11 protein-coding genes and 1 other RNA gene are annotated in these 17,096 nt (G+C 41.3%); 2 read left to right on the forward strand and 10 right to left on the reverse strand.

Features of this window, described 5'->3' with window-relative positions; translation table 11 throughout:
* Positions 1-259 precede the first annotated feature (259 nt).
* From AAEY98_RS03890 to AAEY98_RS03905, 4 genes are all read right to left on the reverse strand, one after another.
* Complete coding sequence (locus tag AAEY98_RS03890; protein WP_162022705.1) at positions 260-2,347, reverse strand: MtrB/PioB family decaheme-associated outer membrane protein; 2,088 nt, start codon at positions 2,345-2,347, stop codon at positions 260-262.
* Positions 2,348-2,359: 12 nt separating this feature from the next.
* A complete protein-coding gene (locus tag AAEY98_RS03895; RefSeq protein WP_101087790.1) occupies positions 2,360-3,349 on the reverse strand; it encodes a DmsE family decaheme c-type cytochrome in 990 nt (329 codons plus the stop codon).
* 97 nt (positions 3,350-3,446) lie between these two features.
* Positions 3,447-5,408 (reverse strand): OmcA/MtrC family decaheme c-type cytochrome, encoded by a 1,962-nt coding sequence (locus tag AAEY98_RS03900; protein ID WP_351015095.1) that lies wholly within the window; start codon positions 5,406-5,408, stop codon positions 3,447-3,449.
* Positions 5,409-5,695: 287 nt separating this feature from the next.
* The gene (locus AAEY98_RS03905) at positions 5,696-7,870 is read right to left on the reverse strand and encodes an OmcA/MtrC family decaheme c-type cytochrome (RefSeq protein ID WP_351015097.1); all 2,175 of its coding nucleotides are present in this window, start codon (positions 7,868-7,870) and stop codon (positions 5,696-5,698) included.
* Positions 7,871-8,477: 607 nt separating this feature from the next.
* Between AAEY98_RS03905 and ffs the strand changes: the two genes are divergently transcribed.
* An RNA gene (ffs, locus tag AAEY98_RS03910) (signal recognition particle sRNA small type) lies at positions 8,478-8,574 on the forward strand.
* A 214-nt stretch (positions 8,575-8,788) separates the two neighbouring features.
* Here the strand turns inward: ffs and AAEY98_RS03915 are convergent.
* The 6 genes from AAEY98_RS03915 to dinG form a co-directional block, all read right to left on the reverse strand.
* Positions 8,789-9,091 (reverse strand): late competence development ComFB family protein, encoded by a 303-nt coding sequence (locus tag AAEY98_RS03915; RefSeq protein WP_101087795.1) that lies wholly within the window; start codon positions 9,089-9,091, stop codon positions 8,789-8,791.
* Positions 9,092-9,171: 80 nt separating this feature from the next.
* The gene (locus AAEY98_RS03920) at positions 9,172-10,113 is read right to left on the reverse strand and encodes a histone deacetylase family protein (RefSeq protein ID WP_351015099.1); all 942 of its coding nucleotides are present in this window, start codon (positions 10,111-10,113) and stop codon (positions 9,172-9,174) included.
* Positions 10,113-10,823: a DUF2057 domain-containing protein gene (locus AAEY98_RS03925; protein ID WP_101087798.1), complete on the reverse strand. Its 711-nt coding sequence runs from the start codon at positions 10,821-10,823 to the stop codon at positions 10,113-10,115. Before AAEY98_RS03925 ends, AAEY98_RS03920 begins: the two co-directional genes overlap by 1 nt.
* A 9-nt stretch (positions 10,824-10,832) precedes the next feature.
* Positions 10,833-11,495: a primosomal replication protein gene (locus tag AAEY98_RS03930; RefSeq protein ID WP_101087800.1), complete on the reverse strand. Its 663-nt coding sequence runs from the start codon at positions 11,493-11,495 to the stop codon at positions 10,833-10,835.
* Entirely contained in the window at positions 11,492-12,265 is a 774-nt protein-coding gene (locus AAEY98_RS03935) for a TSUP family transporter (RefSeq protein WP_162022710.1), read from the reverse strand. Before AAEY98_RS03935 ends, AAEY98_RS03930 begins: the two co-directional genes overlap by 4 nt.
* A gap of 8 nt (positions 12,266-12,273) precedes the next feature.
* Positions 12,274-14,349, reverse strand: coding sequence for an ATP-dependent DNA helicase DinG (gene dinG, locus AAEY98_RS03940; protein ID WP_101087805.1), 2,076 nt, complete (start codon positions 14,347-14,349; stop codon positions 12,274-12,276).
* A 93-nt stretch (positions 14,350-14,442) separates the two neighbouring features.
* Between dinG and AAEY98_RS03945 the strand changes: the two genes are divergently transcribed.
* The gene (locus AAEY98_RS03945) at positions 14,443-16,863 is read left to right on the forward strand and encodes a DNA polymerase II (RefSeq protein WP_335690408.1); all 2,421 of its coding nucleotides are present in this window, start codon (positions 14,443-14,445) and stop codon (positions 16,861-16,863) included.
* Positions 16,864-17,096 lie beyond the last annotated feature (233 nt).

Here is a 17,096-nt window from a genome sequence, read left to right on the forward strand (position 1 = left end):
TTTAACAAGCAATAGGGGAGGAAAGATGAGCAACATAAAATGGGGGGCACATCCATTTGCCCAAACTTCAATCACAAGCTATTCACCTTGTTAATATAATGTTAAATCCGGTGTAATTGCAAGTTTTTTATACAATAGGATGCTAGCGACCGTTTTTGTGTCTAAAGGTCATTAAATCAAATGATATAAAAACGCCAACCTAGATAAGGTTGGCGTCATTTTTAATGTGATCGACTTGGTTATATTACCGTGATATCACTTACAGACTATAACTCACGTTGAGCATGATCATGTGTGCAGTGTAGTCATGCTGTAAATTACCTAAACTCATGACATTCCAAATGGTATCTGGCTCAATATCATTGGCGTCATCATTATCAAGGTATTTTTCCATTTTGTAGTCTATACGCAAGGCCATTTTTTCGGTGGCTTGATATTGTGCATACACATTAATGTTATGCACTTTGGCAAAATAGTCACCGTAATCGCCACTAATACCTTGTCTTACTTGGGTGTTACTGTCTGAGTCTGAGTAGGTATAATCCAAACCTAAGCGCAAACGACTGTCCATTAAATTGTTGTAGCTTAAGCCTGCGCCAACAACATCGACAGTGTCTTCAATATCGGCTTGCCAAGTCGCTATACTTAAATTGGCGCTGCCAGATTGAGCAGATTTGATGATTTGATGGTTATAAAATGTATTAACATTCATATCGTCATTAATCATGTAGCTCAGATTAATATCGTAGTTTGTGTCTTTTGATTCAGTTAAACCTATTTGCGTATTTGTATAGTCATCATATGCATAGCGAACCCCAAAATCGACGTTCAAGTTATCAATAGGGCTATGATTAACACGCGCCTCTATTTGAGTGCGGTCACGGTCGGCCAAATAGTATCGACGTAGCAACGGATTTTGTTCTGCAGATGACGATTCTGATGCTTTATATTCTGAACCATCTCTCTTGCTCAAACTACCTTTAAGCCACATATCCCACATGTCAAAACTATTGACGCGTAAACGTGCCCAGACGTTATTATCGTCAGTGGTTTCTCTGCCTTGATTACTGCGTTCATCTCGTTTGAAATCATAACCCGCATCGAGTTTTAAACCATGGTTGATACGATAGTCAGTGGATAATTTAGCGCTATGGGTAGTGAGATCGTATGGCGTGTTATACCGCACTTTGCCGGTAACATCGTTAATGCTAATTTGAGTCCATTGTTCGATTTGGGTGTTGTTTTCTCTGTCGTTATAATCATAACTGCCAGTGAGACGCCATGCTCGGCTGAGCTTAGTCACCGCTTTAAGTGTCATGCCGGTGATATCAACTTTTGCATCAATAGAATCTGCCGGTAATGAATAGCCATAACCTATGCTAGTTAATTGCTGATCTTGGGTCATTTGGCCCATGAGTAAACGGCCACTTAAGCTGGTAATGGAATCGTTATATTGGCCCATTAGCGAAATAGTATGGGCCTCGTTATCTGGGTCTAGCGCCATATAACCACGACTTTGCGCCCCAAACGTAGGGTTAAAGGCGCTGTCAAAACCAAGCTGCTGGTGGTTATTGCTAAACACTGAACCATTGTAGTTTATGCTGGTAAACCAGTGATCACCACGGAGTTTAATCCCAGCGTTTAAGATGTCGGTGGTGTAATCAACCGGCTCCGCTAACATCATTGACTGGTTGAAAAAACTGCCAGAGGCAACTTTGGTTCCGGTTTTCTCTTCACGCTGAAAATTAACGTAGGTTGTGAACAGTGATTCTGTTTGATATTCAAATCCTAGACCGGCACGTTCACGTTTAAGCGACAATTCAAATGGGGTTAAACTGCTATAAAGCATTGGCATGTCTGAGCTTGAACCTGCCGTTACCCAATTATCCGCTAAAGTAAGATTATCGCTGCCGATATTCTGGTAAGGACTTAAGGCATTATTGCTCTGATACGTAGCGATGGAGCGATAACCTAGATTGAGGCGATACAATCCAAGTTTACCGACATCTATTTCCATACGGCCATTGTCCATGCCCATATTATTTGCGACGACTTTTGCTTGGTAGCCATTGTCACCTCGATACTTTATATCGGCATCCACTTTGCCCGCTGTTTGATTACTGCTATTAAATGCGTTGGCTGATTGAATATCGTCTTCGCTGTTGTAACCAATACCAACCCCGACAGTTCCTGTGGTACCTGTTTCGACAGCACAAGCCTTACAATTCCAAGCATCATATTTAATTTTGTCGGTTTTAGCATTGGCTAGGCCATAACCATCAGCCATCAGGCTAAAGCTGGTACTAGTGAGTAACGCTAAGGTAATGAGGTTCAATTTGGTATTCATAATATAATCTCCTTAGCGCTGCAGTAACTTACCAGACGGATGGTTTGAACCATGCACCTGACTATGACAATTTAAGCAGCTGCGACCACCAGTAAAGGCATTACCATTTACTGTTGAACCCATATCAGTGTTACCTAGATAAGCGTTGCTTGTGTGATTGTCACTCGCATGACATTGCTGACACAGTTGTGGCGCACGAGTTTTGAGCATTGCATCGTTCACAGAACCGTGTGGATTATGGCAATTGACGCAATTTTCGGTGACGGGTGCATGCTCCCACAGCTTTGGGCCGCGTTTCTCAGCGTGACATGAATAACACGTTTCATTGACTGTTGGCTGAACAAGATCTGAATCGCTCAAACTGCCATGTGGATTATGACAGTCGCTACAGGTCATTTGATTCCATTTCATTGGATGACTGGTGCGCTTGTTCATGTCAGCTTTTTGTCTGGTGTGACAAGTGGTACATACTTCGACTTCTGTTTGCTTTGACAGTATTGGGTCATGTTCAGCATGTATGCTATGACAAGATGCACATGCCACATCGGCATTGGCGTGATGACTACTGTCCCATGCCACGCGTTTGTCGTCGAGATGACAGCTCATACACACACTGTTTTGCTTGTCTGCAGCGAGTGTTGAAGTTGGGCCAAAGGTAATCATTGGCTCTTTACCACCACGATTATGTGAACCTAGTGGGCCGTGACACGCTTCGCACTGTAATCCAGCCATTGGACTTTTTGATGAATCAATTGCGCCATGAGCACCTTTGAATAAGTCCATGACCTTTTCTGATTTTTTATGACACATCAAACAAGTGTCGGCACCCTTTGGTGAGTATTTTCCTTCGGCGAATTTTTTATCGAGTGTTGCTTCAACTTCTGCCGGTGTCATGCTGGCATCCCACTTTGCCGCCTGTACATGACTCGACATAAACAGCGTCGATGCAGTAAGGCAGAGCAGGGCTAAAAATAAGGTATTTATTGAATGTGTGGTCTTCATAAGTAGACTTCCTAATTTGTCCATTTTGATGATCAACAAGTTGATTACGTAAGCCATAGCATGAGAGAGAAGCAGGGCTTCTCTCTCAATGGACAAATTAAAGCTTCACTTGTGTGTGGTTTTCAATGGTGGGTGCATGGCAGAAGAAACAGGTTTCTAACTGCGCAGCATCATTGGCTTCTTGATAGCTACCATTAACAACCGCACCTTGACTTTGTGCATGCTGCGAAATCGTGTCAAAGCCATGACAAGATGCGCACGTTGCAGTGATAGGTGTTGTATAAAGGCCTTGCGACGTAGCAAGTGCACCTTTAACTTTGAATGCATCAAGATTAAAGTCGTTGTGACACTGAGTACAGTCTTTGATAATGCCTTGCTCACCATGAACACTGTGCAATTTCATTTCAATGGCGCCTTGATTAGCACCAGAAGCATAAGTGCCATCTGGCGTATGACAAGCCACACAACCATCCAAACCTATGGTGACTTCGCCATTAAGCTCACGAGCTAATTGTTCTGACATCACAAAACCAGCATGGTGGCCTTTATGCAACTCAAAAGTATCTCCATGGCAATTATCACATGAACCAAAATTGACCGAGTCAGTGTGACGATAGCTAGGCGCATTACCAGAGAAAGTGCCTACTGTGAACTCGGCTTTCATGCTGGTAGTTGCTACGCCGTCGACACAATCAATGGCTTGAATACCATCGTTACACATTTCAAGACCAATAAAGCTAAAGGCGGTATCTGTGTCGCCTGCGCCAAATGGCAGTGATGCAATGTTATAGACTAAGTTACCTGATTCAATGACTACATCGGCTTGTAACAGACCCGCTTTGATAAAGTCTTTACTGATTTTGGCTAAACCGCTTCCTGGGCTAGGGTTATATCCCATAATTGGAAAGTTAGGTCCGACGTTAGTGATGGTTTCAATTCGTTGAATTTTGCTGACTAAGCTTGCAGCATCAATGGCCGTACCATTAGCATCTAAAATCGTTACCGATAGGGTAGCTGACTTGTCTTCGGTGCTTGATTTATTAGCCGTTAGTGTTGCTGTCATGCCGTATAAATCGATAAATGCTTTTTTCTGAGTATACGAAGTTGTGTGTAATTCTTCTGTCCAACTTGCATTATGACAAGCTATACAATTTGAATTATCCACTTGTTGCGGATGACCTTGACCCGTTTTAAAGTCAATATCGGTATGGCAACTTGAACAGGCTTCCATGGTTGGAATTCGAGACCAGTTGTTCGATTCGCTCAGTTGTTCAGAATCAACATGACAAGTGGTGCAATTATCTTGCACTATCGCATGCGCTGCTTCTGCACTCTTGTCCAAGTTGCGGCCATACATTTTGGCATTGTTATGAACATTATGAATTAAGTGACTGAACTCAACTTGAACCTTGTCTTTTTCAATGGCCATTTCGTTGGTATGGCAAGATGTACAGGTTTCTAAATCAGTGTAGCTATGATAAATACTTTCACCCTTTGCATGGCAGGTATTACAAGTAGCGCCACTGACGATGTTTTTAGTGTATTTAGCTTCAAATCCTTCACCGTCAAAATCTTTGGTAATTTCAGTACGCGGCACTCCGGTAACGCCGTCTTGCAAGGTTGATGCACTTGCAATCACATTATAACGTTGGGTTAGCTCTGGGTTAAAGCCTTCAACATTGACGGTAAAACTGTAATTACCGTTACCATGGTCGGTAAAGGCTTTTTCGGAACCAATAAATTGCCATTGGGCTGAATTACCTGCACCACTTGCGCCAGCTGGAATGAGTTGGACGACTTTTTTAATTTCAAAGTCTTTAAGACCCGCTACAGGGAGATCTTTTTCATTGGTCGCAAATACTTCAATAGTCGGTTTGCTATCTTGATAAGTGACTTTAGTGATATCTAAGTTTAGTGTTTTAATTGCTTCAGCAGGCTCGCCACCAGGGTTTCCTGGATTACCAGCTTCACCATCATCGCCTCCGCCACAACCGACCAGTGTCATTGATGCTGACATAGCAAGTAACAATGCCATTTTTGTGTATTTTTTATTCATCATATTTTCCCTGCAAAGGTCATCCATCTAACTCACTGGCAGTATGTTCTGCAATTATCTTATTCAGTTAAGTTGATGTTGGAATTAATTTTCCCAACACTAAGATTACGTTACAAACAGCAACTCGTCTTTAAAACGAACGTAATTGTGTGATGATGATCAGCCTATTAATAAAGAGGTATGTAAAATGCGCAGTTTAGCGGGGGAGGATTGTTCGGATAACAAAAAGACCTTAGTTATAAACTAAGGTCTTTGATGGATAAAACGCCAAGGTTGTTTCTTTTTACTGTTTAAAAACCATGTGTTTTAGTGACGCGGTCTACGGTATGACAGGTAGAACATATTTCTGATGCACGATTACGAGCATCGTCCTCACTGATCCCATCAACAATACCGCCATTAGATTCAATATGCGACACGGTGGCATCAGTACGATACTTTTGATGACAGCTTAAACATGCTCCAGTATCTGATGACATCCATACATCGGCTCCAGTATCGATATCGCCATAACGCCATACTCTGTCAGTGGCTCTACCAAGTTGGATCCCATCAGCGGTATGACAGGTTTTACAATCGGTTTTCAACACGGTTCCAGATTCAACACCGGCATATTTGAGGTAATGACCTTCAGCGCTGTGTGCTTTAAAGGCAAAGCTGGTCGATTTTTTGCCACCAGGGTAAGTATCGTCATTTTTAAGCGTCTTATCAGCGGTATGACAGGTTTGGCAATTTACACCATTGTCATAGTGATACACTTCTTGGTTATGGCAACCTTGACAGCTTTCTGTGTTGATAATGTTTCTACGTGTAGCAGTGGTTTGGCTAGTGTCTATTGCACTTGCAGCCATAACAAAATGGTATGGACTACTTTTAATTTCCACTTTCTGGACATCATCAGTACTACAAGCCGTTAGTTTAACTTCCGGTCTGCCGTAGCCACCATGATTAAAACAGGCTGTGACTGCTGACCATAGTTCAAATGTTTTACCCACATAATCTGTTGGTAAGGTGATCTTATCCCAAACTAAGGTCCAGCTATTATCTGCGTTGGCGGTACCTTCACTTAATTTAAGACGACGATTACTGTAACTGGCATCTTGATACGTTGGGTAGTTTTTGTCGCTGTCCCATGCCATAACGATACGGCTACCTTGGTCGATAAATTCCGCTGCAATAACATTAGCTGAAGCATCGGTAAATTTAACCGTAGTACTGAATTTCCCATCAGCAGTAACTATTACGTCGCTGAATACGGCGTTCATCGCTTGGGTTTCGTTATAGGCTTTCATGACATCGCCATGCGCTTCTTTTGCACTGCGACCATAGCCTTCTTCAACATGGCATGAAGTACAATTTGTGCCGACACCAACATGTTGTTGAGACGCTAATTCTGTGTGACATGCAATACAAGCGGTATCACTTTTATTGGCATTAAACAGGCCAGCATCTTTGGGAGCGTTTGCGCCTTCTACGTGACATGCACTGCAATCGGCAGCAGGTTTTTGTGGATACATCACGTTACCGTAATTGTGTATTCCACCGCCATAGCCAATCACTTTATAAGGTGCGGCTACATCGCCATCGGCAGTGCTGGTTACGCGGTCTTGGCCTTTATGAATAGCGTGGATCATGTAGGTGAAATCAACACTGTTACCGGTTTCAGGATCGCCAGATGTTGCGGTATGACATGATGCACAGTTTTCAAGATCGATTCGACGACCGCCGTGCAATGCTAAGCTTTCTGGTTGATGGCAGGTATAACAAGCATTAATCGAGACAACGTCGCGTGATGCAATATCTTCGGTTAAGCCAGTCGAAGGTTGAAAATCGTAATGAGCATTAGCTGTAATTAACGGCTGTTTTAATTCCAATGTAATGCGCTGGGTGTCATCAGCTTGGTAAGTGATGCTTAACGGCTCTATGACTTGAGCAATATTGGTTTGAAATGTGTATGAGTATGAGCCATCTAGATTATCAACTAAGCAGTCGGCACATTTTGAAGCAGCCTCCACTTCAGCTTGAAATTGCGCAGAAGGAGCAATATTGGTTTCATCAGCAGGGATCCAACTTGCATTAGGTTGCTTGGTTGTATTGATATAAGACTGCCATTGATAACCACGGTCGACTTCGACTTTAGCGCCATCAGCACCGACCATTTCAGTAACCGGGGTTAATTGAGCGATACCAAAACGAAGGTCATGATCTTTTGTTAGTCCCAATACCGCAACACCATTGGCATTTTTAAGAATAAAGTCAACACTGACTTTTCCATCGACTACGGTTGCATCGGTAAAGGTCGCTTTTAGGGTAGATGTCGCATCAATGTTTACACCAATAATACCATCTGGCCCATCTTCGCCATTAGTACCATCACTGCCTCCACAACCCGATAGCGCTAGAGCAATAAGCCCTGCACTCAATACCGCTTTTGCAGCGGGACTAACTGTTATTGTCTTCATCATGTATTCCCTGCATTTTTTGTTATCTCGCATTCACTACTGGTTATAAGTGTGCGGATTTTATTCAAATCTAATGTTAGCTAACCTTGGCCACTTACTCATTGAATTATGTCTAGAGTTGTGACTGAGATCTGACTATTCCTTTATGGGTAACGTTGTTTGATGAAGATTTGCCGGTATTACTGAAATAAATAGGATAGTTCCAAAGTGTTAATACCGTTATTAGCATATTCTTGAATACGCTAAGTGATGTGAACCTGCATAAGTGACTTGTGCTCGACGTCATAAACGATTATCTCACCACTGTTTTTCTATTTCATCTGGCTATGTATTTATGTTCAATAGATTAATGATTCACGTCTGAATTCGTATTATGGGCAACATAAATAGTGTGTTTGGCATACTTGGCTTGTGAATAGATCGATTTATGTCGGTTAACCCATCCCTTATCCCATCTAGTATTCCCTGTTAAGGTTAAGTATTGCGCAGTTAGGTAGAGGATTGAAAACTTATTAGGATAAAGGCTTGATCCAGCCAATGGGTTAGGGGATAATCGCCCCGTTCTGAGACATAAGCTTTGTATTATATGGTTCAGAAGTCAATGGTGACCCTAGGGTCCCCCCGCAACGATAACTTGTGAACTCGGCCAGGCCTGGAAGGGAGCAACCGCAGCAAGTGACTCGTGTGCCGGGGTGTGGCTCTAGGGGAACCTCCAATATTCCCCGTATGATTTTCACCGCATTAATTCCAACAAAGTATTGCAACCAAAATATTTTAACCAAAAAATTCCAATCAAAAAACAGCCGTATTGTATGAATAAATTATTCATGGAATTACCATAACCAGTGCTTACTAGAATATATTCATTCAATATCCGGCAAAACATCAGTTAATGGCAAGCATCAGCTAATGCCGGTGAAATTACTGTTGTTGTTCTGCTGCGATTTCAGCTTCTTCTTTTAAGCGTTTTTGCAAATTTGCTTTGAGGAATTGTCTCGAACGTTCTAGTGCTTCGCTTATCTCTGTTTTCATCTGTTTTAATTCTTGATAATTTTCGAAGAAATACGTATCAACTAAATGGCGAATGTACCTGACGGGTAACTGATTCAGCGTGACGCAGCATAAATCCGCTAAGTATTCTTCTGGCAACTCTTCCATTAGACCTTCATCTCGCAGCATTTCCATTAATAGAACTTCATAATAGTTTCGGATCTCTAATTGCATTATTACGCTCCATTGAGACAGTTTGTTTTATCGACATATGCTTCAATGTCGAGATGTTTGTTTAATTTAGTGACGCAGTGTTATTGGTTTTGCATTGCCTGACACTGTGGTGACCAGATTTCATTGGCAGCAATTAACAATTGGCTATGTCGAATGGTTAATTCTGCTTCATTACGACTATAGCCTCCCCCTATTACTGCTGCAAGTGGGATGCTATGCATTTGTGCTATCGATATTACCTGTTTATCTCTAGCGAGAATACCTTGATTCGAAATGGCGAAATATCCAAGGTCATCATGTTGATGAATATCGACCCCAGCATCATAGATGATCAGATCTGGCTGATGGATGCGTATCAAGTAAGGTAATATTTGTTGTATGTGTTCAAGATATTGTTTATCGGTACACCCTTTATCCAGAGCGATATCGTGATCAGATTGTTGCTTTCTGGACGGGAAATTCTGTGCACAGTGGATCGAGCAACTAATAATATCTGGGCTGCCTTGAGTGAGTGTCGCGGTTCCATCACCTTGATGAACATCACAATCAAAAATGAGTACCTTATCCGCTTTACCTGAGTCAATGGCTGATCTCGCCGCGATAACTAAATCATTGAAAATGCAAAAACCACTGCCAAAATCATAGTGCGCATGATGATAACCACCGGTTAAGTGAACTGCAATTCCATGTTTAAGCGCTAATTCAGCACATAAACGGGTACCATTTACGGCGTGTAAAGTGCGGGTAACTAACTCTTGGCTCCATGGAAAACCAATACGTCTTTGGGCTTTATGGTATAAGGCACCATTGATAAATTGCTCGACATATTGCGGGCAATGCACTGTATAGAGCGTATCTTTCGATATCGGTGTAGGCGTATGGCGATATTGCTCAAACAATAATTGTTGTTTGAGCGCGTGCTGGTATAAATTGTGATATTTAGTGGTTGGAAAACGATGGGTGCTAGGTAACGCCAGCTGTGAATAGCTGGCGTGGTAAACAAAAGGGATCGATAGAGACATTACAGTTGTTTTATTGCCCAGCCCATAAATTCTTTACGGGTTTTGTCATCGGCTTGTAACCACCAATATTGGAGCATTTGTTCTGCTTGTGCTGGAGTCGGCTTTTGAGCCGTTGTTGCTGGCACCGTTACTGGTACAGTTGCAATAACTGGTGCACTCATCGTAGCAGATTCAATATCTGATTTGACTGCTAATGCTTGTATTGGTTGACTGCCGTTACCTGTAGCTGAAGCCGATAAGGTTTCAATATCATGTTGGTTTTTATTGTTAAACAGGCTAGTAATAAATGACTCTTCAGTAAAATTAGTTTGTTCTACACTGTAAGTTACCGCTGCATTATCTTGGCGTTTAATGTTGATTTGTGGTTTTTTAGCGAATGCTTTTGGATTCTTGATAACGTCACCGTCAGCGGGTTGTAATAGATATTGATGATCGCCATCAACCGTTAACGTCACAATTAAAGGTGTCGATTTTACAAAAGATTGACTGTCACTAAAGGAATCATCAACCACATCATGATAACGGACTGCAATTTTATGGGTGCCATTGGTTAACGCTAAATCCGATTGATGATTGAACATACTGGTTTCAACTTCTGCACCATCAAGCGCTAGGTACTCAAAAGACATTGGAATGGTTAAATTCGCTGCTAAGACGGATGATGATGTTAAAAATGCCAAAAGCGCACTTGTGGTAAATAAAGATTTCATTGTTGCTCCTTAACGTGGGTAACTTTGGCGAGGTCGTTCAAAAAGTTGAATACGCTCTTCAATATAACTGGTTGCTTGTTTGCACTTTCCTAAACGGCGATGCATAGACAGAATATCATTTTGCAGTTTTATTTTGTCATCACTATGACAGAATTCAAGAGTTGCTTCCATTTGTTGTATTTTTTGCTCTATTTTTTTTGCCCAATTTAAATGTTTATTGAGTTCAGCGTAGAGTTGATGGCTATTTTGCATCACATTGCTGGCTATCCAACCAAATCCGCTGTCTTGTATTGCTTGTTGTTGTTTTTTTGCATATCGGGCTCGATTACTGGCTTTGCGCTGTTGTTCGGATTTAAGGTTGATGTGAGTGGTTAGCAATGCTCTGCGTAATGCACTAAATCGGTCTTGAATACGATCGCAACTGAGTTGGATAACGTTACTGCCCAACTTAAGGTAAAGTTGTTTTTCGAGTTGTTTAATATCTTGACGTAACTGAGTGATACAAGGGCTTAGTTGGGCTCCTTGTTGGGCAAATAGCTGACTGTTAAATCGTTCAATTTCTTGTAAAGACTGTCGTTGCGAAGGCGCCAAATTCTGGTCGTGTATTAATGCGTCTTGCTCAAGTTTAGCGAGCTGTTGTTTTAACATTGATAGCAATTGTTGGGTGTTCATACCCATGCACTCCACGTAAGATGGACTGCAATCGACAATACCATAATAATGAATATTGGTTTAATAAAAGGTATTCCAAATCGAATCGCACTTCTGGCGCCGATAAATGAACCTGCCATCATGCATACCCCCATCCACAAGCCGAGCATCCATTGTACTTGACCCATGGATGCAAAGATAATGAGTGCTGTGATGTTACTCACCGCGGTCATGACTCTCGCTAATCCACAGCTGTGCAACAGAGGGAGTTTATACAGCGAGATAGACGATACCGTCCAAAAAGCACCAATACCTGGTCCTGCAAAACCATCGTATCCACCTAAAACAAATCCTTGGCTAATTTGTTTGTATTTTGGTGAACGATATTTTGGGGCCATTATATTTTTGTCACCCATCGCTTTTGGGCTAAATAAGGTATAAACAGCGATACTAATTATGAGTAGTGGTAATATTTTGTCTAGCCATTGTGGGTCAATCAGAAATACTAAACCACAACCTGCAATCGACCCAACCAACGTGGCAAAAAAACACGTTTTCCATAATGCAGGGTTAAATAAATGCTGTTTATAAAAGGTGTAACTCGAAGTAAGAGAACCAAAACAAGCGGCTAATTTATTGGTTCCTAATGCTAAATGTGGCGGAATACCGACGGTGAGTAATGCTGGAATAGACAGAAGCCCACCACCGCCAACTATGGCATCAATAAAACCCGCAAATATACCTATGACCGCTAATATAGCCCAATGGCTAGGGTCTAATAATAAATCCAACTCAATACCTATTCAATAACACGTCTAAAAGGAGGAAGGGCATCAATTAATGATTTGCCATAACGTTTAGTGACCAAACGACGGTCTAAAATGGTCACTCGGCCATAATCTTGCTCTTTTCGTAACAGTCGGCCACAACTTTGGACTAATTTACGTGAAGCATCAGGAATTGTCAGCTGTAAAAATGGATTACCGCCTTTTACTTTTAAGTATTCCGCGTGAGCTTGTTCTACTGGTGAGGTCGGGACAGCAAACGGAAGTTTGGTAATGATTAAGTTTGTTAAGTAATCGCCCGGTAAATCGAGGCCTTCAGAAAAGCTGCCAGTACCGAAAATGACACTGGGTAGACCTTCATCACAGCGTTTTTTGTGCTGTTCTAATATTTGTTGACGTGGAATAGCGCCTTGAACAAAAAGCTGGTCTTTGGGGATTTTACCTTCGACGAGCTCAACCACTTTATCCATTTGCCAATAGGATGCAAACAGCACTAATGTGGCCATTTCGCCATCGATAAGTGTCACAATATGTTGTGCAAGTTCGGTGGTGTAATTTTCGTCCGTAGGTTCGCAAACCATTTGAGGTATAAATAAAGTCGCATTATTTTCGTAATCGAAAGGGGATAATAATGCTAAAAATCGGCTGCCATCATTCATTGACAGGCCTACTTGATGAGCAAAATGGTTGAAGCTGTTTAAGGCTCGAAGCGTTGCACTGCACAACACCACGCCAGCGGCTTTTTGCCACAACATAGATTCAAGCATAAAGCCAACTTCTATAGGCGATGAGCAAAATAAATAATCTTGTTGTTTACCGGTAATTAATTCAGCCCAACGCGCCATTGGTGCGCCTTTTTTACTGTCTTCTTTGGCCATCATCTTCCATAACTTATGTAAGTTATCTAGCCGCTGTAAAATAAAACCTGTTTCTGATAACAACCCTTCCGACTGATGTTTAGGCACTTCACCATCTTTGATTGCTTCATTTAACACTGATACCACTTTATTAAATTGCTTTACCGCGGAACCTGATGCAGTGGCCAGATTTTCTGCCTGTATTAATAACGATTGTGGTAATTGGCCATGTTCAAAACGAAGCCTGGATTCAGGGTTAGCGAATAACTGTGGTTGGGTATCACAAAAGTGAGCAACCTGGGTCAGTAAATTGGTTAACTCTGTGGTGTGGTCAAGCATGGCCTGTACAGGGGCAATGATATGAGTGGTTTTGAGTTGATTTTGTAACTTAGAACAGGTTTTCGATGCTTTTTCTAACCAATCACATGCTCCTCGAAGTGTGGCTTGAGCACTGGAGAAATCTCTGGCAACTATCGGTAAGTGATGAGCTTCGTCGATAACATAAAACATGTCTTCTGGTTCTGGTAAAATGACGCCGCCGCCAAGTTCTAAATCGGCAAATAACAGACTGTGGTTAACAATGAGTACATCCCAAGTGTCCACATCTTCACGGGCTTTATGAAACGGGCAATTATGGTGTGCCGATACTTGACGATGACAGCTGTGTTTATCACAGCAAATTTGTTGCCACAAGAAATCAGGAATAGGGTGTTTTAAAGTATCAATTTCACCATTCCAGCGTTTTTGATGAAAATCTTGATGCAATTTTTGTAATTCGTTAATTTGACTTTGGTCGGGTTTAGTTTGCCATATGGCTATTTGTGAGCTGTCTTGTGCCCCTATCATGGCTTCAAGTTTGGCTAAACATACGTAACGCTGACGACCTTTTACCAAACCAAATTTAAAATCAATACCAGACTGTTGTAAAAAATGAGGTAGATCTTTGTGGAGTAATTGTTCTTGAAGTGCCACGGTTGCAGTGGCAATACAGACTTTCTTTTTACTCGAGATGGCTAAAGGGATTGCCCCTAAGATATAAGACAAAGATTTACCAATGCCGGTACCCGCTTCAACCACAATGATACGACGGTCTTTGTCATACTCGCCTGCTAAGGTTTTTGATATTTCCGCTACCATATAGTTTTGTTCGCGACGAGAACGAAATTGCGGCATAGATGCGGCAATTTCTTTATAAATGGTGCGAATTTGACTTTTTATGTTATCCGGTAGCATAGGAAGTATGATTTCTACATAGACTGAATTATGCTGTACATAATAACAGTGAATTAGCATGCCACGAAGTAATAAATCAAATTGAGTAAACTTGTGCCGGAATTCAAACCCGTTGTGACGCCGACAGATAATCCAACGACCAATAATCATGTGAAGGGACGAGTATTAACTCGTCATGCTATTTATCGGCATGGACAATTAGTGCTTCAATATTATATTAAAACCGCTCAAGGACCTGTATTAGCAGAGCTGTATCACAGTGAAGTGATCTGTTTCTGCCGTCAGCAAGATGTTAATCAATTAAGTCAAAAAGTCGGCTTTGCCCTTAAGGCTGAGTCGATATCATTGATGAGCTTTGCACATGAACCTATCAGTGCCTTGTATCTTAAATCAAATACCCAATTGAAATTACTCAGTCGCATAGCTAATGATAGCGGTATTACTTTATTTGAAGCCGATATTAGGTCTGAGCAACGCTACCTTATAGAACGATTTATTGCCTTAGATATTGAGTGTTCAGGGCATTATCAACCGAGTAATTCAACTTCAACGATTCCTTTGTTATCGATTAATCGGGCTAGAAAAATGCCCGCCAACGAACTTGTTGATATCTCTTTGAAGATGGTTTCACTGGATTTTGAGTGCAGTTTTACGGGTGAACTTTATTCGGTTGGTTTATATGGTACCGATTATCAATGTGTGTATATGGTGGGCGAACCGCAAGCAGAATGTCATGATTTCATTGTTTGGGTAAAAAATGAGATTGAACTGATACATCATTTAATAGCGTGGTTTAGCGACTATGACCCCGATATTATTATTGGCTGGGCAGTAGTGACCTTTGATTTAGCCTTGTTGTTCAAACGCTGTGTTTTACATCAAATTCCATTATTAATTGGTAGAGGTAATAGCGAACTGAGCTGGAAAGTGGCTGACAAATATCGGCCGGAAACATTATCTTTACCTGGGCGTGTGGTTTTGGATGGTATTGATTGGCTTAAAGCGGCGTTTTATCAGTTTGATAGTTTTTCGTTAGAATCGGTATCGCGACAGTTATTAGCCGAAGGTAAAGCCATTGATCATGTTGAAAATCGTGGCCAAGAAATTACTCATTTATTTGAACAAGATAAAAATGCATTGGCTTTTTATAATATTACCGACTGCCGACTAGTGTGGGATATTTTTGAAAAAACACAGTTGTTAGATTTTGCTCTTGAACGCGCCAAGTTAACGGGCTTGGAGTTCGGCCGCGTGGGTGCATCGATTGCTGCATTTTATCATTTGTATTTACCTCACTTACATCGAAGTGGCTTTGTGGCCCCCGCACAACCCGCGAGCCAAGGTTTAGAAAGCCCTGGCGGATATGTTATGTCCTCTATACCGGGTTATTATAAAGATGTTTTAGTATTAGATTTTAAAAGTCTATATCCGTCGATTATTAGGACATTTCTTATCGATCCTAAAGGCTTAGTTGAAGGACTCTACGCGAGTGAAGTAAAAGGTGATGCAACGACAGTGGCTGGATATTTAGGTGCTCAATTTAGTCGGCAATCGCCTATTTTACCTGCATTAGTTGCCAGCCTTGCAGAGCAAAGAGAACTGGCCAAACGAGATAAAAATGCGCCGTTATCGCAAGCGATAAAAATTATTATGAACTCATTGTATGGCGTATTAGGCTCTCGAGGTTGTGTATTTCATGATGCTAAGTTAGCCAGTTCGATTACCATGCGCGGTCATCAAATTATGAAACTCACTAAGCAATGGATAGAAGAGTGCGGTTATCAAGTGATTTATGGTGACACCGATTCTACCTTTGTCTGGTTAGGAGATAATCATGGGATTAAAGATATCCAAGCGGTTGGAAAACATCTTTCTGTATCAATAACCGAACGTTGGCTTGCATGGTGCGCAGAAGAATATCAATTAGACAGTTATCTTGAGCTGGAGTTTGAAACCCACTTTGAACAATTTATTATGCCTACCTTAAGGGGCTCGGATGAAGGCAGTAAAAAGCGTTATGTCGGCGCAGTGTCAAATGATCAGCAACAATTAACTCTAACCTTTAAAGGTATGGAGCAGGTGAGGAGTGACTGGAGCCCTATTGCAAGAAGGATGCAGTACCATTTATATGAATTGTTTTTCAAGGGCGAGGATGTTATTGATTATTTGAGTAACGAGCTGGCGGCAATTAAGTGCGGTGCTCGAGATAATGAACTTATTTTTAAAAAGCGATTAAGACGCAATGTTGAAGATTATACCGCAAAGTCGTCACCCCATGTTAAAGCCGCAAAACAGCTTGCCGAACTACTCGGTGACGTAAGTGTTACCCGAAAAGGACAACAGATTCGATATATAATGACACTCACTGGTGCACAAGCCATAGAAGCAAAACCACAAAATATTGATTATGAATACTATATTTGTAAACAAATTCAACCTATCGCGGAGCCCATTCTGCAACTGTGTGGCCATAGCTTTGACTCACTGGTGAATAATCAACTTCTATTGCTATAAGTTAACTTACCAACACCCCAATCTTAAGTTTTCAATGTTAATTAACATTGCTTGTTTTTCTTCGTGTCCTTACGTTCTTAATTCAGTAAAGGCAATCAAGCATTATTTGATGACGCACAAACCTCGCAAACCCAATCTACGAAGATTTATCTAGACGATTAATGTTAAGCAATTACTTACATAGCCTTATTTATTAACACTTAACATTTTTATGTTTACCAGAAGTAATAAAA

Source organism: Shewanella sp. AC91-MNA-CIBAN-0169 (assembly GCF_040310165.1).
GTDB lineage: Bacteria > Pseudomonadota > Gammaproteobacteria > Enterobacterales > Shewanellaceae > Shewanella.